The sequence below is a fragment of the Methylobacterium sp. A49B genome, assembly GCF_053346215.1.
This window is the reverse complement of sequence record NZ_JBKFBO010000134.1, coordinates 1-22500: the sequence shown is the minus strand read 5'-3', so window position 1 is coordinate 22500 and position 22500 is coordinate 1. Positions and strand designations below refer to the sequence as shown.

Genomic DNA, 22500 nt, shown 5'->3' with positions numbered 1-22500 from the left:
CGGACGAGGTATCAGGCGCTCAGGCGCTCCGGAACGCGCCCGACCTGCAGCTTCGGGAGCAGGTCGGCGATCGGCATCGGCCTGCTCAGAAGGTAGCCCTGGACGTATCGGCAGCCCAGCCGTCGCGCCGCCTCCAGCTGCTCCTCGGTCTCGATGCCCTCGGCGATCCCGTCGAGGCCGAGATTCTGGCACAGGTTCAAGATCGTCGAGACGAGGCTGCGGCCGATATCGGTCTCGATGTCGGCCATGAAGCTGCGGTCGATCTTGATCTTGTCCAGAGGCAGGCTGTGGACGTACCCCAGGCTCGAATAGCCCGTGCCGAAATCGTCGAGCGCGATCTGGATCCCCAGGGCGCGCAGGGTGGTGATCGCCGCCTTGGCCTGATCGAAGTCCCGCATCAGCGCGGTCTCGGTGAGTTCGAGCGTCAGCCGCTTGGGATCGATGCCGCTCTTGCGCACCGCGGCGAGGATCGCGACCACGGTCTCGGGCGAGGCCAGATCGTGGGCCGAGAGGTTGAAGGACAGGCCGATGCCGGGCGGCAGCCGCGCGCTGTCGACGAGCGCCTTGCCCAGGAGCAGGAGCGTCACCCTATGGATGATGCCGCACCGCTCCGCAGCGGCCACGAACCGGTCCGGTGGGACGCGGCCGAGCGTCGGGCTGGTCCAGCGCGCGAGACCCTCCACCAGAACGATCTCGCCCGATCGCGTATCGAGGATCGGCTGGTAATGCATCTCCATCTCGGCGGCGAGGTCGGCCGCGCGGAGGGCGGCCTCGACGGCCCGCTCCGCCCGGATGGCGTCCTCGTGCTCCTGTGAGAACAGGGTCGTCTTGCCGCGACGATGTTCCTTCGAGTGGTAGAGCGCGTAGTCGGCCCGGTCGAACAGCGCATCGGCCTCGCGCCCGGCTCGCGGATACTTCGCGAGACCGCCGGAGCACCCCGTGACGACCTGGATGTTGCCGAATCGGATCGGCTTCTGCATGGCCGCGCAGATGGCGTCGCAGAAGGCGATGATCTCCTCGGGCGGCCCGGGAGACCGGACGAGCACGCCGAATTCGTCACCGCCCAGCCGTGTGACGATCACGTCGTCGCTCGCGAACGCAGCGAGGCGTCGACCGGTCGCGGCCAGCACGCGATCCCCGATGATGTGCCCGTAGGTGTCGTTGATCGGCTTGAAGCGGTCGAGGTCGAAGATCGCCAGGGCGAACCGGGCATCGTCCTGCGCCGAGGTCTGGATCAGCGCGTCGAGCTTCTGGAAGAAGTAGCGCCGGTTGGGTAGCCCGGTGAGGCTGTCCGTGTGGGCGAGGCGAGCGTTCTCCTCCGACAGGCGGCTCGCCTCGGCCTGCGAGGCGATCAACTGAACGAATGCGCGGTAGTTGTTGTTGAGGGTGCGCACCATCACGGCGGTCACGAAGGCGGTGTTGACGGCAATCGCCAGGAACACGCGGTTCTGGCTGGTGACGCAGCAGAACAGGAAGACGCTCATGACGATGCCGGTCACCAGCAGGGCCGCGATCGGCAGATGCGTCAGGCAGAAGATGCAGGCGATCACCGTGATGGCCACGAAGATCGCCACGTGACCCTGCTCGTAGGGGCCGCCGTATAGGGTGAGGGTCGTCGCCCAGCCGACGAAGGCCGCCGAGAACAGGCCGGTCAGGATGGTCGTCCTCACCAGCATACGGCCGGCCTGCGCCTCGCTGAACGTCTCCGGGCGCAAGCTCCACCACCGTGCCGCCCGCACGAGGCAGAGGACAATGAGCGCGCCGGGTATTCCGAGGGTCAGGAACCAAGGCGCCAGGGCCGCATGGGTCGCGGCGAGCGCGCAGGCATTGACGACCAGCAGGCCGTAGAGCGTGGGAACCTGCTTCTTCAACTCCACAAGCTGGCGGACGGACGTGAGACTGTCGGCGGATCCCGTCGGCGTGCCGGTCGGCTTCGGGCTCGGAGGACGCGTTCGGATCATCGGCTGTATCTATCCAGTCGATGCAATCCTGACGTGAGTTTGTTAAGGACGGCTTGCGATCTCCGTATTCCGCGATCCGGTCACACGCCCCGGAAGCTCCCTGGATGGTCCAATGCGGCCTTCCGCGCCTGCTCCGCTGTCATCGCGATCAAGATCTCGACTGCCGGGAAGATCTTCCGGCGCGCCTCCCGTCCCAATCCGATCGAACGACTGACCGGCAGTGCGACGAATGCCGGCGTACTTGCAACGGCGCACGGCCAGCGCGTGGACGATGCCGATCCTGAGCGGGGTCCCGGCGGGTTCAGAGGCCCGTCGGGTTTCAGGTCTATCCGGAAGCCCGCCTGAGCGGCTCCGCCCGGCCCGTCACGGCAATCGGTTGGGTAGCCCGACGTCGCCCACCGGCACGAACTTCTGCGCCCGCTTGCCGGTATCGACCTCGGTGGTGAACACGTTGCCCTTCGAGTCGACGGCGAGGTTATGCACCCAGTGGAACTGGCCCGCCATGCGCCCGTTCCGGCCGAACGCTCCGACCACCGCGCCGGTGGCGCGCGAGAGGGTACGGATCTCGTTGTTCGCCCCGTCCGCGTTGAGCAGATAGGTCTGGTTCGCGTCGGGCCACAGGGCCAGCTCCCAGACCGAGCCGTTGGCCCGGGTGTTCTTCTCCACGAAGAATTCGGTCACGTAGCTCCCGTCCTTGTGGAAGACCTGGATACGGTCGTTGGTGCGGTCGCAGACGTAGACCAGCCCGTCCTTGGCGATGCGCACGCAGTGGACCGGGTTGGCGAATTGCCGGGCCGGCGCCGCCGCCGGATCGTAGGGGCCGAGCTTGTCGTCGGTGGGGGGCGTCCCGTAGGCGCCCCACATCCGCTTGAACGCCCCGGTGTCGCGGTCGAACACGACGATGCGGTGATTGTAGTAGCCGTCCGCGACATAGACTTCGTTGGCGGCCATGTCGAAATCGACGTTGGCCGGCTTGCCCAAGCGGCTGGTGTCGCGGCTGTCCGTCTGCGGGCCGGACTTGCCGATCTGAAGGACGAACTTGCCGTCCGGCGTGAACTTCAGGAGCTGCCCGTCCTGATCGCCGTTGCCGGCGATCCAGACGAAACCTTTGCCGTCGATCTGGATGCCGTGCTCGTTGGTCGGCCAGTCGTAGCCTTCGCCGGGGCCGCCCCAGCTCCGCAGCAGGGTGCCGTCCGGGTCGAACTCAAGGACCGGCGGGGCCGGCTTGCAGCACTTGGTCCGGGGCGGATCGAGGCTCGCGGCCTTCTCGTCGTCGGTAAGCGTGCGGGGCCGCTGGATCACCCAGACATGGTCCTGGGCGTCCACGGCGACGCCCGCGGCCTGGCCCATGATCCAGTCGTTGGGCAATGGCTTCGGCCAGGCGGCATCGACCCGGAACCGTGGCGGATCCGCCGCCGGCGCGGGGCCCGCGAGGGCGAGCAGGCAGGCGAGCGCCGACAGCGCGGTGGCGATCCTCATGGCGTGTCCTCCCGCGCCTGTGCCGGCGCTCGCGGCCAGCATGGCGCCGAAGGCCGAGCGGATCCAGCCCGGGAGGCGAGGCTCCGGTGACAGAGGCCAAGCGGCGGCATCCGGACAGAAAAAAGGCCACTCCCGAAGGAGCGGCCCGAAGTCTAGGGAGGAAACGCCCAAGAAGGGCAGCGGGAGGACGACGCCATCGCCATCCCGCGCTGCACAATCTGCGCTCTCGGGAAAAAATTACAAGGCCATCAGGACAGCAGGCCTGTCCTTTTGTGCGTCCGCGCACGAGTCGAGACGCGCGTGTGTTGAAAATGTCGCAGCCTGCGATCGGGGGCTGAAATCTGAATTTCTATGACGGGAAGCTGTCGATCTCCGCGTAAGTCCCTGATGAAACGCGACTTTGCTGGGTTGATCCCGGCCGCGTATCGGCGGTTCGACTGCGTCGTCGCGGGGTGGCGGCGCGGAGAGACGAATTCGCTGCCCGCTCTAGCTCTCCGGCCAAGTTTCCGGCGCGTCGCGCAAAGCAAGGATCAGGGTGAGCATGGCGATCCAGGGTGAGCGGATCCGGGTTCTCAACGACGTCGAGCCCCGCGGCGACGGGGCCTATGTCCTGTATCTGCTCCAGCAGGCCAACCGGTCCACGTTCAACCCGGCCCTCGAATTCGCCATCGAGGAAGCGAACCGCCTGAACCTGCCGGTGGTCGCCTGCTTCGGCCTGCTCGACGGCGCCAACGGCTTCCCCGAGGCCAATGCCCGGCATTACGCCTTCCTGCTCCAGGGGCTCGCGGATGCGAAGGCCGGCCTGGAGAAGCGTGGGGTCGGCTTCGTCATGCGCAAGACCTCGCCCGCGCGGATCGCCATCGACCTCGCCAAGGACGCGGCGCTCCTCGTGCTCGACCGCGGCTACCTCGCCATCCAGAAGGCCTGGTACCGGGAGATCGCCGGCGCGGTGAAGACCCGGATCGTCCAGGTCGAGGGCGACGTGGTCGTGCCGGTGGAGACGGCCTCGAAGAAGCACGAGTTCGCCGCGCGGACCCTGCGGCCGAAGCTGAACCGGCTCTGGGACCCGTTCGTCGCGGAGCTGAAGCCGCGCAAGCCGAAGCGCGCCGCCTCCGGTCTCGGGCTGAAGAGCGCGGTCGACGTCTCCGATCCGGATGCGGTCCTGGCCGGGATGACGCTCGACCGGGCGGTAGGGCCGGTGAAGCGTTTCGTCGGCGGCGAGACGCAGGCCCGCAAGCGGCTGAAGGCGTTCCTGAAAGACGGCTTTTCCGGCTACGGCGCCGGGCGGAACAGGCCGGAGGCCGCCGCCGCCTCGCACATGAGCCCCTACCTGCATTTCGGGCAGATCTCGCCGGTGGAGATTGCCCTCGCGGTGCGGGCGGACAAGGCCGGCGATGACGACGACCGGAGCGCCTATCTGGAGGAGCTGATCGTCCGGCGCGAACTCGCCATGAACCACGTCTTCTACACGGAGGGCTACGACGATTACGAGACGGCCGTCCCGGACTGGGCGCGCAAGACCTTGGCCGAGCACGCCAAGGACAAGCGTCCCCACGCCTATTCGGAGGCGCAACTGGCGGCCGGCGAGACCCACGACCGCTACTGGAACGCGGCGATGCGCGAGATGCGCGAGACCGGCTACATGCACAACCAGCTGCGGATGTACTGGGGCAAGAAGATCCTCGAATGGTCCCCCTCGCCCGAGGAGGGCTTCGCCCGCACGCTCCGGCTCAACAACCGCTACTTCCTCGACGGGCGCGATCCAAATTCCTTCACCAACGTCGCCTGGGTGTACGGGCTGCACGACCGCCCCTGGCAGAACCGCCCGGTCTTCGGCACGGTGCGCTATCAGAGCGAGAACTCGCTGAAGAAGTTCGACGCCAAGTCGTACGTGCAGGCGGTGGAGAGGCTCTGCGCGGCGGAGGGGTGAGGATCGTGCCCCGGGTCCGACCCGGTCTGTGGCCCGCCGCCCGGCACCGGCCTGTCCGACGCTTGGTCGCGTCAGGTCTGCAGCCCGGCAGCCCGGGAGAGAGCGGCGGTGTGGCGGTAGGCGCGGGGGCTCATGGCGTAGCGGTCGCGGAAGCGGCGGGAGAAGTGCGCTTGATCGGCGAAGCCGCATCGGTACGCCACTTCGCCGAGCTGGAGATGGAGGCAGGCCGGATCGGACAGGCGCTGCGCGGCCTTCTCGAGCCGCAGCTGCCAGATCCAGGCGGCGATGTTGTGCCCGTCCTCGCGAAACAGCGCCTGGAGGTGACGCAGCGATACGCCCACCGCGGCCGCGACTTCCGCCGGACCGAGGGCGGGGTCGCCGAAATGGGCCGCGACATAAGCCCTGGCCCGTTGGACGATCAGCGTCCCGTGCAGAGCCTTCGGCGGTTCCATCGCCATCCGCTCGGCGAGGCTCGCGGCGACGAGGTCGATTCCCGTCGATGCCATGCGCTCCGCCGCCTCCGGCACCAGCCGATCGCCGACGCTCAGCAGGTTCCGCAGGAACGACCAGGTGAGCGTCGTGGTCGGCAGGCTGCCGCCCACGGTCAGGCCGGCGAACCGGCGGGTCGAGCCCAACATGCCCTCCAGCCGCTGCCGCGGGATCTGGATGGCCAGAACTTCGCTGTATCCGTTGTGCTCGATCGTCCAGGGGGTGTTCGTATCGCGGACTGAGAAATCCCCAGCGTTGTCCGTCGTTGATTGATCGTACTGACTCGCTCTGACCGTGCCGTGGAGCACGATGCTCATGAACAAGAAATCCGTTTTGTTGTTCTCGTGTCGGAGAGTTTGTGGTGTCGTTGCGGCTCTGAGATTGCGCAGGGAAAATTTCGTGAACGCGAGGTTTCCGACGCTCGCGCCCTCAATCGTTGCATCGAAGGGCTCGTCGGACAGACAGTTCTGCGCCATCGGAACGAGCCGATCTTCGCAGATCTCGCGCCATTTCCGGAAGCGCTCCTTCGACTGAACTTCAGCTGTTGAGAAGATCGTCTTCATCGTGCCGGGCCTATGGACCCGTTCACCGCGATCGGCAACCGCGCTGTTGCTCACGGCCGCGTGATCAAGGGCTGCCCCGGGCGCCCGCTCGCTTCACGCCGCCCGATCGTCGGCGGCCGGGGCGGGGAGCAGTGTCATGAAGGCCTGCAGCGGGCCGCTGGCTTCGCCGGACCAGACGAGATGGGTATGGTTGAGGCGCAGGCGCGGCGGCAAAGGGTGGCGTTTCACCGCCGTGCTCAGCACCGCGTGGTCGAGCACTGCAACCGGCACGATGGCTGCCCCGGTCCCGGCCGCCACGCAGGCCACGATGGCGTGGTACGAACTCATCTCGAGAACCCGCTCCGGCGATACGCCGCCCTCGGCCAGCCACTCGATCAGGCGCTGGCGATAGGAGCAGCCGTGCGGGAACGCGACCAGCGTCCGGCCGCCCAGCTCGGCCGCTTGGCGGATTGTCGCCGTGTCGCGTCCGGTGATCAGAACCAGTTCCTCGTCGAAGGCGGGCCGTGACGAGAGGCTCCGGCGCTCGAACGGCTCCGAGACGAAGGCCGCCTCGACCTCGAACCGGTCCAGCTGATGCAGCAGCGCGCGGGTCGTGCCGGTCCGCAATTCGAGGGTGACATTCGGATACTGCGTGTGGAAGGCCGAGAGGAGGGGCGGCAGCCGTGCGCCGGCCGCGCTCTCCAGGGAGCCGAGCCGCAACGCGCCGCGGACGACCCCGCTGCGCAGGTCCTGCTCGGCGGCGTCGGCCATCTGCAGCAGCTTCTCGGCGTGGCCGAGGAGCGTGCGGCCGGCTTCCGTCAGCGTCAGGCTGCGCCCCTGGCGCCGGAACAGCGCGACCCCGAGCCGCTCCTCGAACTGCTTGATCCGGGTGGTGACGTTGGAGGGCACTCGGTGCAGTTGCGCCGCCGCGCGGGTCACGCCGCCTTCACGCACCACGCAGCGGAAGATGTGAAGGTCGTCGAGATCCATCGTTCTCATGACAAGAACCATACGTCACGAAAATTCATTTTCCAACAACGATCGGCGGATGTTCAATGCGCGGGATGAGCACCCTGCAGCCCGCCTCCGCCACGCCCCGGCGCACGATCCGGCCGATCGTCGGGAGCGGCCTCGTCGCCCTCGCCATCGCCATGGGGATCGGCCGCTTCGCCTTCACGCCCCTCCTGCCGCTGATGGTACGGGACGGCACCTTGAACCCGGCGGCCGGCGCGGAGTGGGCGGCGGCCAACTACGTCGGCTACCTCGTCGGCGCCCTGACCGCCTCGTGGTTCGGCGAAAACCCGCGCCGCGGCCTGATGGTGAGTCTGCTCGGCGTGGCGGCGACGACCCTGGCGATGGCGACGGTCGAGGCCGGCTCCGTCCGCGTCCTCGGCGCCGGGCTGCGCGCCGCCGCCGGCGTGTTCAGCGCCTGGGCTCTGGTCTGCGCGAGCGGCTGGTGCCTGACTGAACTGGCCCGGCGGCAAGCCGGCCCGGCCGGCACGTGGATCTATACGGGCGTCGGCCTCGGCATCGCGCTGGCCGGCCTGTTGACTTGGCTCGGGGGGCTTCAGGCGGCAGATACGCTGTGGCTTGAGCTGGGGCTGGCGGCGGGCGTCGGCGCGCTGCTCGTCTGGGTCCTGTCGCGCGGGCAGGCCACGACGGCGCCCGGGATCACGGAACGCGTGTCGGCCGCCGCCGCGCCGGTCCGCTCGAACCGGCAACGCGCCCTGGTGCTCTGCTACGGCATCTTCGGGTTCGGCTACATCGTTCCGGCCACGTTCCTGCCGGCCATGGCGCGTGATCTGGCCCCCGATCCCCGGGTCTTCGGCCTGACATGGCCGCTGTTCGGCCTGGCCGCCGCCCTGTCGGTCGCCGCCGTGGGGCGCTGGTTGCCGCACGGGTCACGCCAGCGCATCTGGGCCCTGGCACAGGGCGTCATGGCGCTCGGCACCGCGTTGCCGCTGTTCGCCCCGAGCCTCGCGGGCATCGCCGCGTCGGCGGTCCTCGTGGGCGGGACATTCATGGTCGCCACCATGGCGGGTTTGCAACTTTCGCGCGAGGTGCGGCCGGACGATCCGACGCCGCTGATCGCCCGGATGACCGCCGCCTTCGCCGCCGGTCAGATCGCCGGCCCGCTATCGGTGCGCGCGATCGGGTCCGGCCGCTGGGCCGGCTGGAACGCGCTGGACTGGACCGGGGCGGTCGCCACGCTGCTGCTGATCCTGTCCGCGCTCTGGCTGTGGCGCGATGCTCGGCCCGCCCCCGAAGCCAGGGGCTTCTCGTGACGCGCCGGCCGGCTCTTCCGTCAAGCCGACGGCCTTGGGGCGGCTCGGTCATGCGGCGAGCGCCGGGGTCTCACCGGGGCGCGGCGCCGCGCCGACGACCATTCCGCTCGCCGGTCAGAATTGAAATTCTTCGCATAGGTTAGGTCTTAACCATCCGCTAACCCAAGGTGATGCTATTCTAGGTAGTGCTGGAGGGCTACCCTATGCTTTACGATAGTGATGACGTCGAACGCCGCCTGCCTGACGGCGCCCTGGAAGATGCCGTCATCAAAGCCATGGAACTGCGTGAGGTCGTCCTTGGCCTAGCCTTAAACGATCTCACCCTGCTGGCGGATCTCATGCTGCTGGAATTGGGAAGGCGGTCCCGAAGCGCGCTCTTGGACGGGTGCGTGCCTGAACGCCTCGCGGCCGCCTGAGCCCTGCCGGGAACGCGCCTCCGTCGTTGATCCGACAGGTCAGACCCGGTCCTCCGAGGGTCTGCCGCGGCGTGGAAGCCTGTCGAGCGCCAGCCCGTCCGGTCAATCGTGATCCGGGTGCCGCTTGAACGTGAACGGTTCGATCTCGTGCAGGAGTTCGGTGCCGCACCACAATTGTGCGCGGCCGGGTCCGCTCACAGTATAGGCCAGCTCAAGGGCTTCGCCATGATCCAGGGCGACGATGGAATGGGTGTGGATGGTCTTACCTTGCGTGTCGAGCCGTCTGACGTGATACACCGTTTCCGTATTAATCCGGTGAGGGGTGGAAATTTTCAGTCTCTCGACGGCTTCTGATTCGAGCATGACGGGCAATCCTTACACAGATTAGAATTACATCCGTTCGTATATCGCCAAAGGCGGCCCCGTGGCTGTATAGGGTGATCATTTGTGTCGAGTCAAAATTTTGAATACTCTGGTTAACTTGTGGGAAGCGTTGGATTAAAACGGGTCCGCTTGCGTGCGGCCTCTGTTGCTCGCCAGCGTCGAGGCGCCGGCTTCACGGCGGCGGAGCGTCGGGTTTCGGTCTCGGATTGCGGACGGATGGCGCCCGCCCCTGAGAGGATTCCACGAAGGCCGCAATCGAATCGGGGCGGAATTCTGTGCCACACCGGAGGCTTACGCCGATGAGGCGACGGCCTGCCAACGCAAGTCGGCTCAGACGTCGGTCCTGACGTCGCGGTTCGCGAACCGGTCGATGACCCTGGTGACGAGCCAGACGACCAGGAAGGCTGCGGCCGAGGCGATGAACACCGCGGTCTCGGAAATATCGAGGCCGATCACGCATTCGAGGACGCTGGCCGCGGCAATGGCGAGCAGCGACAATCCGAGGGCGAACAGGCGGGGTTCGGCGAATCTCATGCGCGCGTCCTGTCGCGACCGTATTGGTCCAGGGCCGACCGGGGATCTCCGACGCGGCTGGCCAGCACACGGGCAACGCGGTGGCCGGCCATTTCGCTCACTTCGAAGTGCCAGCCGCCGGCCTCGAAGCCGTCGCCCGCCACGGGAATCCGCCCTAGCTGGAAGACGACGAATCCCGCGAGGGTCGAGAATTCGTCGCTCTCCTTACCCTGCGCGACACCCAGACGGTCGAGCCCTTCGGCCGCCGGCATCATGCCGTCGAGCGACAGGGAGCCGTCCGGGAACTCGATCACGGACGGCACCTCGCCATCCTCCGGGATCTCCCCGGCGATGGCTTCGAGCAGGTCCATCGGCGTGACGATGCCCTCCAGGGTCCCGTACTCATCGACGACGACCGCCAGGCGCACGGACTGACGCCGGAAGATCTCCAGGAGGTCGAGGATCGAGAGCCCTTCGGGAACGACGGTCGGCGGCTGCATGGCGGCCGCCACGTCAACGGGCTCGCCGTCGAGGATCTGATTGAGCAGATCCTGTTTGGCGACGACGCCGACCACCTCGTCGATCATGCCCCGGCTCACGATCATCCGGACATGGTCGCACCGGCGGATGGCGGCGCGGACGGCGTCCGCGTCTTCCGTGAGGTCGATCCATTCGACATCGTGGCGCGGGGTCATGATGTCCCGTGCCCGACCTTCGCCGATCGCGAAGATGCGCTCGACCGCCTCCTGTTGCGCCTCCCGGATCAGGCCGGCCTCCTGGCTGGCCTGGACGAGCAGCTTCAGCTCCGCCGTCGAGTGCAGGGCCCCCTCGCCATGGCCCGGCTGCAGCCCGAGCAGGCGGAGGACGCCGTTGCCGAGCCCGTTCAGAAGCAGGATGGCCGGCCGGAACACGAACAGGAACAGGCCGAGGGGCCGCACGACGGCCAGGGCGGTGCGTTCGCTGCGCTGGAGGGCGAGGCTCTTGGGGGCCAGCTCACCCAGGACGATGTGCAGGGCCGTCATGACCACGAAGGCGATCACGACCGCGATGCTGTGCGCGGCGGCCGTCTCGAGGGGGGACGGTAGCCACGCCACGGCCGGTTCGATCACATGCGCCAGGGCGGGCTCGCCGATCCACCCCAGCGCCAGCGATGCCAGCGTGATGCCGAGCTGGGTGGCCGCGAGATACGCGTCGAGGTGATCGGTTGCCCGCCGGAGCGCCGTCGCGTTCATCCGTCCGTTGGCGACGAGTTCGGCCACGCGGCTGCGACGCACCGAGACCAGCGCGAACTCCGCGGCTACGAAGAAGCCGTTGGCGAGGACGAGGACGAGGACGGCGGTGAGCCCCAGGATTGTTGACCACGCCTCATCCGACATAGGGCTCACTGCTCCGCGAAGGGTTCGTGTGCGTCGCCGGTCCGACGCACGGGGCCCCCCGGATAGACGTACGAGCCGTGCACTCCAACGCCGACGCGGGCAGCGATTGCTCGCCCCGTCGTCCGCGGCTCTGACGCCCGCCGCCGTGTTATCTCCGGCGTGGGGCCTTGTCAGGGCCCCGCCGCGCGGCGTCCCAGGGGCCATCCGCCGATGGTTGCGGTATAGCGGTTGCTTCGGTGGCCGGGGTACAGTGCTCTATCATGGTTCAGATGCGGGATGACGCGCCGGAGACGATCGACGCCCCGCGTCCGAAGCGCTCCGGCTATCGCCGCTCGATCCTGCGCCTGCGCTCGGCCTCACTCGGCGCCTTTCCGCTCTGGCGCAGCCGGCTCCTGTTCCTAGTCGGCGGCATCGGCGTGGGCCTCGCGGCCGTACTCATGGCCAAGGGCGCCGATCTCGCCCAGGACGGATTCCGGCGGCTCACCGCGCCCTCGCCGCTGATCGCCCTGGTGCTGACTCCGGCGGGCTTCGCCCTCGCGGCGCTGCTGGCCCGCACGGTGTTCCCGAACTCGCAGGGCTCCGGCATCCCGCAGGTGATCGCCGCACGGCATGCCCGGGATACGCGCTTCCGCTTCTCCCTGATCTCCGCCCGGGTCGCCGTCGGCAAGGTGCTGGTCCTGTTCCTGGGGCTCCTCTGCGGCGCCTCGGCGGGCCGCGAGGGCCCGACCGTGCAGGTCGGTGCGGCGATCATGGCCGCCTTCGGACGCCTGACCCCAGACCGCTTGCCGAACCTGCTGCTCGCCGGCGGCGCGGCCGGCGTCGCCGCGGCCTTCAACACGCCGCTGGCCGGCATCGTGTTCGGCATCGAGGAACTGGGCCGGGCCTACGAGGCGCGCTCGTCCGGCCTCATCGTGGCGGGGATCGTGGCGGCGGGCCTGACCTCGCTCTGGCTGCTCGGCAACTACACCTACTTCGGCACGACGCAGGCCGACCTGCCGCTGGCGGCGAGCTGGATCGTACCGCTGATCGCCGTCGTGGGCGGCCTCGCGGGCGGCCTGTTCAGCCGCCTCGTGATCCTGTTCGCCCGAGGCCTGCCCGGTCCGGCCGGCCGCCTGATCAAGGCCCGGCCTGTGGTCTTCGCGGCGGTGTGCGGCCTCTGCGTCGCCCTCTGCGGCCTCGCCTCCGGGGGCACCGCCTACGGCACCGGCTACGAAGAGGCCCGGACGATCCTCCACGGCGACGCCGCGGCAAGCTGGACCTACGCGCCGCTGAAGTTCGCCGCCACCGTTCTCAGTTCGATCAGCGGCATTCCCGGGGGCCTGTTCGCGCCTTCGCTCGCCGTCGGGGCCGGCCTCGGCGGCACGATCCATACCGTCCTGCCGGACATGCCGGTGGGCGCCCTCGTGCTCATCGGCATGGTGGCCTACCTCACCGGGGTGCTCCAGGCGCCGATCACGAGCTTCGTCATCGTCACCGAGATGACCCAGAACCACGCGATGGTGATCCCCCTGATGGTGGCGGCGCTGCTGGCCGACGCCGCCTCGAAGGCCGTCTGCCGGGGCGGGCTCTATCACACGCTGGCGGAGATCATGCTGGAGCGCGCCGACGTGCCGGCGCAGCCCGTCGCCAAGACCGGCTGACGAGGGGGGCTGGCCGGTCCTGAGAATAAAAGCGGCCCGCACCCGAACCCTGCGGAACGGTCTCGCTTGGCGGCGGTTGAGGCAGCGATTGTCGGCCCTGCCGCGGGGCCCCTCCGGAGTGATGCCATGACCCTTCTCAAGTGGGCCCTCATCTGTTTCGTGATCTCGCTGATCGCGGGCGGCCTCGGTTTCACCGGCATCGCCTCGGGAGCCGGCTCGCTGGCGCGGATCCTGTTCGGTCTGTTCCTGCTCATCGCCATCGTGATCGTCGTGATCGCCTTCGCGGTCGGACAGGCGGTGTTCTGAGGCCGACGCCGTGCGGAACAAGGTCTGCCTCGTCACCGGGGCGACCAACGGCATCGGCTACGAGATCGCGCTGGGGCTCGCGCGCCGCGGCGCGCGGGTCGCCATCGTCGGGCGCGATCCCGGGAAGACGCAGGCCTGCGCGGCGACGCTGCGCGCCGCTGTTCCCGGCGCCGTCGTGGATGCGCACGTCGCCGACCTGTCCGCGCAGGATGAGATCCGGCGCCTCGCCGGCGCGCTCCGGGACGCCTATCCGCGGCTCGACGTGCTGGTGAACAATGCCGGCGCGATCTTCGACCGTCGCACGGTGACGGTGGACGGGATCGAGCGCACCTGGGCGCTGGACCACCTCGGCTACGTCCTGCTCACCCTCGAACTCCTCGACACCCTGAAGGCCTCGGCCGCGGCCGGGGCCAAGCCGCGCATCGTCAACGTCGCCTCGGCGGCCCATTACCGCGGGCACATCGACTTCGACGACATCGAGGGCACGCGGCGCTACGGCGCGATGCGGGCCTACGCGCAGGCCAAACTCGGCAACGTGCTGTTCACCTACGCGCTGGCCCGGCGGCTGCGCGGCAGCGGCATCACCGTCAACGCCCTGCACCCGGGCGTGATCAATACCGGCTTCGCCAAGAACACCGGCGGCCTGTTCGGCGCGGCTTGGTCGCTGATGCGGCCCTTCCTCACGAGTCCGGAGAAGGGCGCGGAGACCTCGCTCCACGTGGCGACCGCCCCCGAACTCGACGGCGTCACCGGCCGCTACTACTCCCGTGCCCGGCCGAAGACGTCCTCGGCCGAGAGTCGCGACGAGGCGGTTCAGGAGCGCGTCTGGGCACTCAGCCTCGCGCAGGTGGGCCGGAGCGGGTCAGAGAGTGGTGTCGGACCGGGCGCTGGCTGAAACGGGGACCGCCAGCGCGCCTCTCGCGCGCAGAACGATCGCTTGTGCGTGCGCGCTGCCGGGCTTGGGCGGGTCTTTGCCGCCGCTCCCTGTTCCGGGCAGATGAAGCGAAGCGGCAGCTGATCCGAGAGCCGGCGTACGACACCGCGAAGCGTCCAGATCAACCGGACACTGCTGCCGTGGCGGCGCTCGGCGTGCCCGATCTCGGATCATCTCCCGCAGCGTTCTGGCGTCCGCGACAGGGCCGGTTGCGGGCCAACGTCGCTCCTCACGCCGCCGCCCGCACCTTGTGCTCACCCTGCTGCTGGATCTCGATGAACACCCGGGTCACGTCCGGGCTGCGCTGCTTCAGTGCCCGGTCGAGGCGGGTCACGAGGCTCTCGACCTCGCCGGCACTCAGATCATCGGTCATGTCGATGCTGAGGTTGACCAGGATATCGGAGGGGCCAAGGTGCTGGGTAAGCACCTCGTTGACGTGGAGAACCCCCGGCTCGGCGCGGGCCAGTTCCGAGATCGCCGCGACGATCTCGGGATCGGCCGCCTCGCCGATCAGCAGCCCGTGGGTCTCGATCATCAGGAAGCCGGCCATCCCGACCAGCACCAGGCCGATTCCCACCGAGGCCCAGCCGTCGAGGCTCGGCATCTCCAGGAGGTGGGACAGCGCGACGCCCGCCAGCGCGATCAGCAGGCCGATCAGCGCCGCGGTATCCTCGGCGAGCACGGTGAACAGGGTCGGATCCTTGCTGCGCCGGATCGCCCGCACGGCCGAGTGCTTGCCCTTCTCGGCCCAGAACTGGCGCATCGCCACGAAGAAGGACGTGCCCTCGGCCGCGATGGCGAAGCCGAGGATCGCGACGTTCACCCAGATTCCCGGCACCCGGTAACCGAGGAGCTCGGCGTCCACGTCCGGCTCGGGGTGGCGGACACGCTCGATCCCCTCGTAGATCGCGAAGAGGCCGCCGCCGAGGAAGATCATCAGCGCCACCACGAAGGCGTAGAAGTAGATCTCGCGCCCGTAGCCGAATGGGTGTCGTGCGTCGGCCGGCTTCTCGGCCCGCTTCATGCCGACGAGCAGCAGCACTTGGTTGGCGGTGTCGACCACCGAGTGCACGCCCTCGGCCAGCATCGCGGTGGAGCCCGTCAGCGCACCGCCGACAAACTTCGCCGCCGCGATGGCGAGATTGGCGCCCGCCGCCGCGTAGATCGCCCCCGTGCTCTCGTGCGCCATCCGGACCCCCCTTGAACGCGCCTGAGCGCGTGGATGCGCGGCCGGGAACCGGACGGGGTTCCAACCGCGGCGGTGCAAGCGTTCCGGATGGCTCCCGGTTCCCGTGTGGACGCGGACGGTCGCCCCGTGCAACCTGCGCCGGCTCAGACATCCTGGGAGGACGCATGGCCGACGCCCGCTACGACCCCGACAACATCTTCGCCAAGATCCTGCGGGGCGAGATCCCATGTCACCGGGTCTACGAGGACGCGCACACGCTCGCCTTCATGGACGTGATGCCCCAGGGCGAAGGCCATACCCTGGTGATCCCCAAGGCGCCGGCCCGGGGGCTCCTCGATGCCGCGCCAGATTCACTCGCGGCCTTGACGGCGAGCGTCCAGAAAGTGGCGCGGGCCGTGAAGGCGGCGTTCCAGGCGGACGGACTGACCCTGTTTCAGTTCAACGAGCCGGCCGGCGGGCAGACCGTGTTCCACCTGCACGTCCACATCATCCCGCGGCGCGAGGGCGTGCCTCTGAAGCGCCACGAGGGGGGCATGGCCGACAACACCGTTCTGGCCGAGTTCGCCGCGCGGGTCCGCGCGGCACTCGAAGGGCAGGGCTGACGCTCGAGCGTCGCGGGCGCTCAGACCTGTCCGGCGCAGGTAAGCGCTCCAAGGCGAGGACTGGAAGCGCGACCGGTTGCAGCGCGACCCGGCAGTTTTTCGAGGCGCTCAGGCCGCGCTGGCGGCTTCGTCCTTCTGCGCCATGGTGGCGAGCAGCCGCCGCAGGGCAGCGTTCTCGGTCTCCAACTCGCCGATGCGCTTCAGCAGCGCGCTCACGGACGCATCGGTTGCCGCCGGATCGGGAGGCGCGGCGGCGGTCCGGAGCTTCTGCTCGAAGACGACGCCGATGCCGTCCTCCCGCCGCCAGCGCAGGGTCGCGCGATAGGTCCGGTCCTTCTGCGGAATGTAGAGGTCGAAGGCATCCGGCAAGGTGGTGGCATCGCTCATCATCAGCCGCGCGCCGGTGGCGGACATGTCGCGCACCAGACAGTCGAAGCTCGATGCGCCGTTGTTGAACACGATGCGGCCCTTGAGGAAGACCCTCTGGCGCGCCTCTCTGCGATGCTCCGACATGCGGGCGGCTCCGGAACCCTGAAAACTCCGCAATTCCTGCACGCCAGCTCTTAAGGAATCTTCGTCGCGATAGCGGACATCGGCCTTATCTCACTGGTGGATAGCGGTAGAGATAACCTCGGAGACACGTTCCCACCCGGACGCCGGTGCGGCATCCGCCGGATCCCGTCCCTCCCGCCCTCGCAAAGGGAAGAGGGGGCGAGGCGGAACGGATCTCTCGCGCTCGCGAAACGGCAACCCGCGGAGAGGCCGCCGACTCAGGCGATGAACCGCCGGTCCACCGTCTGGAACAGGTAGAACCCGTTGAACCGCACCGCCGTGTCGGCGGCGCGGTCGTCGAAATCGAGGGGCTGCCGGCTGCCGTCGCAGAGCTTGCCGCCGAAGGTCCAGCGCCCGGCGCCGATGAAGGGCGGGACCGTGCTGGCCTCCGGTACGGCGCAGCAGAGGCCTTCCTCGCCCTTGAGCTGGAACAGGTTGTAGCTTCGCATCCGAAGTCCTCCGCCTGGCCGCCCTCAGAAGCCGAATATTCCCAATACGAGATCTCGCATTGCGAAGAATCGGCTTGACCGTGCTCATAATGGCACAATCGGTCGAGTTTGTGACGGTCAAGTTTCGGGGACGTTTCGATTCAGCTCCTCGATCCAGATGCGCGCCGACCCGTCGGAGGGCGCGCGCCAGTCGCCCCGCGGCGAGAGGGAGCCGCCGGCCGAGACCTTCGGTCCGTTCGGGAGCGCGGAGCGCTTGAACTGGCTGAAGCCGAAGTAGCGGGTCAGGAACACGCCGAGCCAGCGGCGGATCTCGGGCAGGTCGTAGGCGACCCGCTTGGTCTCGGGAAAGTCCGGTGCCCAGCTGCCGCGCTCCCGGTCGCCCCAGGCGTGGAGTGCCAGGAAGGCGATCTTGGAGGGCCGGAACCCGTAGCGCAGCGTGTAGAACAGGTTGAAGTCCTGCAGCGCGTAGGGGCCGATCGTGCCCTCCGTGCTCTGTGGGCTGTCGTCCTGATCCACCGGCACCAGCTCGGGGGAGATCTCGGTGTCGAGGACAGCCTGCAGGGTGCGCGCCTCGTCCGGCCCGACCTCGCCGTTGCCGATCACCCAGCGGATCAGGTGCTGGATCAGGGTCTTGGGCACACCGGCATTGACCGCGTAGTGGCTCATCTGGTCGCCGACGCCGTAGGTGCACCAGCCGAGCGCCAGCTCCGACAGGTCGCCGGTTCCGACCACGATCCCGCCCGCGTGGTTGGCCAGCCGGAACAGGTAGTCGGTGCGCAGGCCCGCCTGCACGTTCTCGAAGGTCACGTCGTAGACCGCCTCGCCCCTGGCGAACGGGTGGCCCATGTCGGCGAGCATCTGCTTGGCGGCGGGGCGGATGTCGATCTCGGCGGCCGTGCAGCCGAGCGACTTCATGAGCGCGTGGGCGTTGGTCTTGGTGGCGTTCGAGGTGGCGAAGCCCGGGAGCGTGTAGGCCAGGATGTCCGAGCGCGGGTAGCCCAGCCGGTCGAACGCCTTCGCGATCACGATCAGCGCGTGGGTCGAATCGAGGCCGCCCGAGACGCCGATGATGGCCTTTCGGGTGCCCGTCGCCTGGAGGCGCTGGGCGAGGCCGGCCACCTGGATGTTGTAGGCCTCGTAGCAATCCTGGGCGAGGCGCGACGGGTCGGCCGGCACGAACGGGAAGCGCTCGATCCGCCGGATCAGTCCGAGATCGGCCTCCGGGGCGCTGAGCCGGAACGGGATCCGGCGATAGGGGAGGGCGTGGCGCCGCGCGTCGTCGTCGAAGCTGCCGGCTTGGAGCCGTTCCTGGGCGATCAGGTCGAGGTCGATATCGGCGAGCGTCGCCACTGGGCCCTCGGGGAAGCGCTCGCCCTCGGCCAGCCGCACGCCGAGCTCGTCGATGCTGGTCTGGCCGTCCCAGGAGAGGTCGGTGGTCGATTCGCCCTGGCCGGCGGCGGCGTAGACATACGCGCAGGCGCCCCGCATCGAGGACGCTCGGGATAGGAGCGCCCGCGATTCGGCCCGGCCGACGGTGATCGGGCTGCCCGAGAGGTTCGCCAGCACGGTGGCGCCCGCGAGTGCCGCCCGCATGCCGGGGGGCTCGGGCACCCACAGATCCTCGCAGATCTCCACGCCGACCACGAGGCCCGGCAGATCCTCGGCCGGGAACAGCAGGTCGGTGCCGAACGGCGCCTCGCGGCCCGCGACCCTTATGGTCTCGCCCACGATCCCCGCGCCGGAGGCGAAGTGGCGCTTCTCGTAGAATTCCCGGTAGTTCGGCAGGAAGGTCTTCGGGATCGCCCCGAGCAGGCGGCCGCCCTGGATGGCCAGCGCGCAATTGTAGACGCGGTGGCGCCAGCGCAGCGGCGCGCCGACGAGTAGCAGCGGGCGGAGATTGGCCGATTCGGCGATCACCCGGGCGGCAGCTTCCTCGACGGCGTCGAGGAGCGTCTGCTGGAGCAGCAGGTCCTCGATCGCGTAAGCCGACAGGCCGAGCTCGGTGAAGACCGCCAGCGCGGCCCCCGTGTCGTGGCAGGTCCGGGCGAGGTCGAGGATCGCGTCGGCGTTGCGCCCCGGCTCGGCCGGGTGGCTGCGGCCGGTGCAGGCGGCGACCCGGGCGAAGCCGTGACGGTAGAGGGAGCGGAAGCGCGCCGGCGATTCGGAGGTGGCTGGAGACACGGGCACCTGTCCGGATGAGGGGTGGCTGCCGATACCATATGGGATGTGGCCAGGAATCGGCGATCACGCCCGCACAGCGCAGAGCGAAGCGATCGGGAACCGTAGGGGAGGAACGGGCGCTCCCCGGGTCGGCCTCGCTCCGGCCACTGCCACGGCTCCGACCCCGCATGGTTTCCACAGCACGGGTCGCGGCAAGCCTCCATTAACGACGTCTGGCCTAACTCAGGAACAGCCGCCGCGCGTCGGCGGATCCCTGTTTCGAGTATCGTCTGAGAACCCATGCGCGCATCGGGACGGCCTCCGTACTCCCATCGTGATCCCGCCCGCCCGGTCCGCGGCGGCGACCGTTCGGGGCTCTCTCTGGGAGCCCTGGCGCACAGGCTGATGGCGCTCCGCGCGAGCCTCACCCGCCGCCTGTCCGGCTCCCCGGCCGGGCTGCCCGCACGGCCGGCCTACGGGACCGCCGGACGCCGGGCCGAGCCGAGTTGGCTCACGCCGCCCGGCGCGATGGTCGGCCGCGAGGCCTTCGAGCGCGCCCCGCGCGCCGTGGCGCCGGAGGCCCACTGGCCGGCCCAGGTCTTCGACGACCGGGCGAGTCTCGACGCCCTCGATGCCTTCGATGCGCCGGCCTTCGAGAGCCGGATCGACCGCAGCGCCTCTTCGCCGGGCGTGCTGGTGCGCCAGCCGCGCCGCCCCGCCGCCATCGCCCCCGACTATGCGCCCGAAGCAGGGCCGGTCGAGACGCCTGTCGCCGCGCCGGCTCCGGCCGCACCTTCGGTTCGTTACACCCGCACCCCCGATTCGGTGCTGCAGGAACGCCGCCAGCGCGCCCTGGAGGCCGAGCGCGTCGCCCTGGAGCGCGCCCGCGCCGAGGCGCAGGCCGCCGCCCTGGCCCTCGAGACCGAGCGGGCTGCCCGCGAGGAGGCCGAGCGGGAGCGGGTCGAGCGCGAGCGGATCGCCACCGCGGACGCAGAGCGCACCTTCGCGCCGGCCCTGGCCGAAGTCGCCGCGCCGGACGTGGAGCCTGTGCCCCTGTGGCGCCAGCCCTTCGTCGCGCCGCCCGGCGTCCGCTTCTTCCGTACGCCGGACCGCCGGCCGGTCCGGCCCGCCGTCGAGCTGGCCGCGTCCACGGCGGCGATCACCCCGGTCGCTGCCGTGTCGGACGTCTCCGCGTCTGTCGAGGCCGCCGCCGAGGTCCCGGCCCGCGACTGGTCCGACCTCCCGGACTGGTCCGAGGTCCAGCCCTGGTTCGACGGTGGCGACTGGTCGTCCGTGGAGGCCTGGTCCACCCTGGAGGCGCAGCCCGCCGAGGCCGCTCCGATCCCGGCGGCCGTGCAGGCCGCCTCCGACGAGCGCTTCGTCTCGATGACCGGCGACATCGCGCACCTGCGTTCGCTGCCGCCGCGGCCGGTCTACGTGCTCGACCGGCTGGTGCGGTTCGACCAGCCGCCGCGCCCGGCCGACGGGCAGGATAACGGCACGGAGGCCGGTCTGCGGACTGACGCGGCCGCGTCGATCCGGAGCGCCTTCCTGCCGCCCGTCGCGTCTCCGGCGGCGTCCGGCCTGTCGCTGGTCTTCGGACCCGGCAGCGCTGCGGCCGAGCCCCCGGCTGCGGCTGCGGCTGAAGCCCCGCGCCGCGCCCCGGCCCTCAGCGCTATGGCGGCCCGGGCGGCGATCCGCGCGGCCGGTCAGCCGGGGGTCGTGCCACCGGCAGCTCCGGTCCAGCCCGAGGCCCTCCCGGTTCCGGTCGCCGAGCGCGCCGAGGCCGAGCGCGTGGTGATCCCGATGACGCCGCGCCCGGTCCTGCTCCGCGGCAAGCTTGCGCCGCAGCCCGAGCCGGTCCCGGCCGAGATCGAGGCCGGGCCCATCTCGGCTGACGGTGTTGCGGCGGATGTGGAGGCGGGTGTCGAGGCGGTGGAAGCCGTCGCGGAGACGCCTGCCGCGGTCGCAGTGCCGATGGTCGCGCCCCGGGCGCATCTGATCCCGGCCGGCCGCCACCTTGAGATCGCGCCGATCGAGAACGCCGATTACGAGCTGCCGTCCCTCGAACTGCTCGCCCTGCCGGCCCCCGGCGGCAGCGAGGAGGTCGACGCCGACGTGCTGGAGCAGAACGCCCTCAACCTGCAGCAGACGGTCCAGGATTTCGGCGTGCGCGGCGACATCCTGGCGGTGCGGCCCGGGCCGGTCGTCACCCTCTACGAGCTCGAGCCCGCGCCGGGCACCAAGTCCAGCCGCGTCATCGCGCTCGCCGACGACATCGCGCGGTCGATGTCGGCGGTCTCGGCCCGCGTCGCGGTCGTCCCCGGCCGGAACGCGATCGGCATCGAATTGCCGAACGCCAAGCGCGAGACGGTCTACCTGCGCGAGCTTCTGGCCTCCACGGACTTCGCCGAGAGCAAGCACAAGCTTGCGCTGTGCCTCGGCAAGAACATCGGCGGCGAGCCGATCATCGCCGACCTCGCGCGCATGCCGCACCTCTTGGTCGCCGGCACCACCGGCTCGGGCAAGTCGGTGGCGATCAACACCATGATCCTCAGCCTGCTCTACCGGCTCAAGCCCGAGGAGTGCCGCCTGATCATGGTCGACCCCAAGATGCTGGAGCTGTCGGTCTACGACGGCATCCCGCACCTGCTCTCCCCCGTCGTCATCGATCCCAAGAAGGCGGTCATCGCCCTCAAGTGGGCCGTGCGCGAGATGGAGGAGCGCTACAAGAAGATGGCCAAGATCGCCGTCCGGAATATCGACGGCTACAACGCCCGCATGAAGGAGGCCCGCGAGAAGGGCGAGACCATCACGCGCACGATCCAGACCGGCTTCGACCGCCATACCGGCGAGGCGGTGTACGAGGACGAGGCGATGGACCTCGCGCCGCTGCCCTACATCGTGATCGTGGTGGACGAGATGGCCGACCTGATGATGGTGGCCGGCAAGGACATCGAGGGGGCGATCCAGCGTCTGGCGCAGATGGCGCGGGCGGCGGGCATCCACCTGATCATGGCGACCCAGCGCCCGTCGGTGGACGTGATCACCGGCACGATCAAGGCCAACTTCCCGACCCGGATCAGCTTCCAGGTGACCAGCAAGATCGACTCGCGCACCATTCTCGGCGAGATGGGCGCGGAGCAGCTTCTGGGCCAGGGCGACATGCTGTTCATGGCCGGCGGCGGGCGCACGACGCGGGTGCACGGGCCGTTCTGCTCGGACAGCGAGGTCGAGAGCGTGGTCGCCCACCTCAAGCGCCAGGGCCGGCCCAGCTACCTCGACGCCGTCAC

General features: G+C 69.4%; 19 protein-coding genes. 8 read left to right on the top strand and 11 right to left on the bottom strand.

The genetic code is table 11. From position 1 onward, the window contains the following. Positions 1-11: 11 nt before the first annotated feature. Together ACLBX9_RS27485 and ACLBX9_RS27480 are read right to left on the bottom strand one after the other, a co-directional pair. On the bottom strand, positions 12-1961 hold the full coding sequence (locus ACLBX9_RS27485) for a putative bifunctional diguanylate cyclase/phosphodiesterase (RefSeq protein WP_010685320.1): 1950 nt from the start codon (positions 1959-1961) through the stop codon (positions 12-14). A gap of 363 nt (positions 1962-2324) precedes the next feature. Next, a complete protein-coding gene (locus tag ACLBX9_RS27480; RefSeq protein ID WP_447721100.1) occupies positions 2325-3440 on the bottom strand; it encodes a hypothetical protein in 1116 nt (371 codons plus the stop codon). 541 nt (positions 3441-3981) lie between these two features. On the opposite strand from ACLBX9_RS27480, the gene ACLBX9_RS27475 reads away from it, so the two are divergent. Continuing rightward, the gene (locus tag ACLBX9_RS27475; RefSeq protein WP_447721099.1) at positions 3982-5370 is read left to right on the top strand and encodes a deoxyribodipyrimidine photo-lyase; all 1389 of its coding nucleotides are present in this window, start codon (positions 3982-3984) and stop codon (positions 5368-5370) included. A gap of 71 nt (positions 5371-5441) precedes the next feature. Here ACLBX9_RS27475 and ACLBX9_RS27470 read toward each other — a convergent pair whose 3' ends face one another. Both ACLBX9_RS27470 and ACLBX9_RS27465 read right to left on the bottom strand, forming a co-directional pair. Then, the gene (locus tag ACLBX9_RS27470) at positions 5442-6422 is read right to left on the bottom strand and encodes a helix-turn-helix domain-containing protein (protein ID WP_447721098.1); all 981 of its coding nucleotides are present in this window, start codon (positions 6420-6422) and stop codon (positions 5442-5444) included. A gap of 93 nt (positions 6423-6515) precedes the next feature. Next, positions 6516-7400, bottom strand: coding sequence for a LysR family transcriptional regulator (locus ACLBX9_RS27465; RefSeq protein ID WP_447721097.1), 885 nt, complete (start codon positions 7398-7400; stop codon positions 6516-6518). 65 nt (positions 7401-7465) lie between these two features. Here ACLBX9_RS27465 and ACLBX9_RS27460 point away from each other — a divergent pair, with 65 nt between their 5' ends. Next, complete coding sequence (locus tag ACLBX9_RS27460) at positions 7466-8686, top strand: YbfB/YjiJ family MFS transporter (protein WP_447721096.1); 1221 nt, start codon at positions 7466-7468, stop codon at positions 8684-8686. 203 nt (positions 8687-8889) lie between these two features. Next, entirely contained in the window at positions 8890-9102 is a 213-nt protein-coding gene (locus tag ACLBX9_RS27455; RefSeq protein WP_010685327.1) for a hypothetical protein, read from the top strand. 102 nt (positions 9103-9204) lie between these two features. Here ACLBX9_RS27455 and ACLBX9_RS27450 read toward each other — a convergent pair whose 3' ends face one another. The 3 genes from ACLBX9_RS27450 to ACLBX9_RS27440 all read right to left on the bottom strand — a co-directional run bounded on the left by ACLBX9_RS27450 (position 9205) and on the right by ACLBX9_RS27440 (position 11375). Further along, positions 9205-9465, bottom strand: a complete 261-nt coding sequence (locus tag ACLBX9_RS27450; protein ID WP_447721095.1) for a hypothetical protein — start codon at positions 9463-9465, stop codon at positions 9205-9207. Positions 9466-9816: 351 nt separating this feature from the next. Then, positions 9817-10020 carry a hypothetical protein gene (locus ACLBX9_RS27445; protein ID WP_010685329.1) on the bottom strand — a complete coding sequence of 68 codons (204 nt, stop codon included), beginning with the start codon at positions 10018-10020 and terminating at the stop codon, positions 9817-9819. Beyond that, entirely contained in the window at positions 10017-11375 is a 1359-nt protein-coding gene (locus tag ACLBX9_RS27440; protein WP_010685330.1) for a hemolysin family protein, read from the bottom strand. The genes ACLBX9_RS27445 and ACLBX9_RS27440 overlap by 4 nt, the downstream gene beginning before the upstream one ends. A 269-nt stretch (positions 11376-11644) precedes the next feature. On the opposite strand from ACLBX9_RS27440, the gene ACLBX9_RS27435 reads away from it, so the two are divergent. From ACLBX9_RS27435 to ACLBX9_RS27425, 3 genes are all read left to right on the top strand, one after another. Continuing rightward, complete coding sequence (locus ACLBX9_RS27435; RefSeq protein WP_447721104.1) at positions 11645-13015, top strand: chloride channel protein; 1371 nt, start codon at positions 11645-11647, stop codon at positions 13013-13015. A gap of 126 nt (positions 13016-13141) precedes the next feature. Next, positions 13142-13321 carry a DUF1328 domain-containing protein gene (locus ACLBX9_RS27430; RefSeq protein ID WP_010685332.1) on the top strand — a complete coding sequence of 60 codons (180 nt, stop codon included), beginning with the start codon at positions 13142-13144 and terminating at the stop codon, positions 13319-13321. 10 nt (positions 13322-13331) lie between these two features. Then, a complete protein-coding gene (locus tag ACLBX9_RS27425) occupies positions 13332-14216 on the top strand; it encodes an SDR family oxidoreductase (RefSeq protein WP_447721094.1) in 885 nt (294 codons plus the stop codon). A 268-nt stretch (positions 14217-14484) separates the two neighbouring features. Here the strand turns inward: ACLBX9_RS27425 and ACLBX9_RS27420 are convergent, their stop codons facing one another. Then, positions 14485-15444: a cation diffusion facilitator family transporter gene (locus tag ACLBX9_RS27420; RefSeq protein ID WP_010685334.1), complete on the bottom strand. Its 960-nt coding sequence runs from the start codon at positions 15442-15444 to the stop codon at positions 14485-14487. 164 nt (positions 15445-15608) lie between these two features. Between ACLBX9_RS27420 and ACLBX9_RS27415 the strand changes: the two genes are divergently transcribed. Then, entirely contained in the window at positions 15609-16046 is a 438-nt protein-coding gene (locus ACLBX9_RS27415; protein WP_447721093.1) for an HIT family protein, read from the top strand. A gap of 108 nt (positions 16047-16154) precedes the next feature. On the opposite strand, the gene ACLBX9_RS27410 is transcribed toward ACLBX9_RS27415, so the two are convergent. The 3 genes from ACLBX9_RS27410 to ACLBX9_RS27400 all read right to left on the bottom strand — a co-directional run bounded on the left by ACLBX9_RS27410 (position 16155) and on the right by ACLBX9_RS27400 (position 19228). Then, the gene (locus ACLBX9_RS27410) at positions 16155-16559 is read right to left on the bottom strand and encodes a PilZ domain-containing protein (protein ID WP_010685336.1); all 405 of its coding nucleotides are present in this window, start codon (positions 16557-16559) and stop codon (positions 16155-16157) included. 257 nt (positions 16560-16816) lie between these two features. Beyond that, the gene (locus tag ACLBX9_RS27405; protein ID WP_010685337.1) at positions 16817-17047 is read right to left on the bottom strand and encodes a hypothetical protein; all 231 of its coding nucleotides are present in this window, start codon (positions 17045-17047) and stop codon (positions 16817-16819) included. A gap of 117 nt (positions 17048-17164) precedes the next feature. Next, positions 17165-19228, bottom strand: a complete 2064-nt coding sequence (locus tag ACLBX9_RS27400; protein ID WP_010685338.1) for an NAD(+) synthase — start codon at positions 19226-19228, stop codon at positions 17165-17167. Positions 19229-19612: 384 nt separating this feature from the next. On the opposite strand from ACLBX9_RS27400, the gene ACLBX9_RS27395 reads away from it, so the two are divergent. Then, the coding region (locus ACLBX9_RS27395) for a DNA translocase FtsK (protein WP_447721092.1) at positions 19613-22500 on the top strand (2888 nt) is incomplete at its 3' end.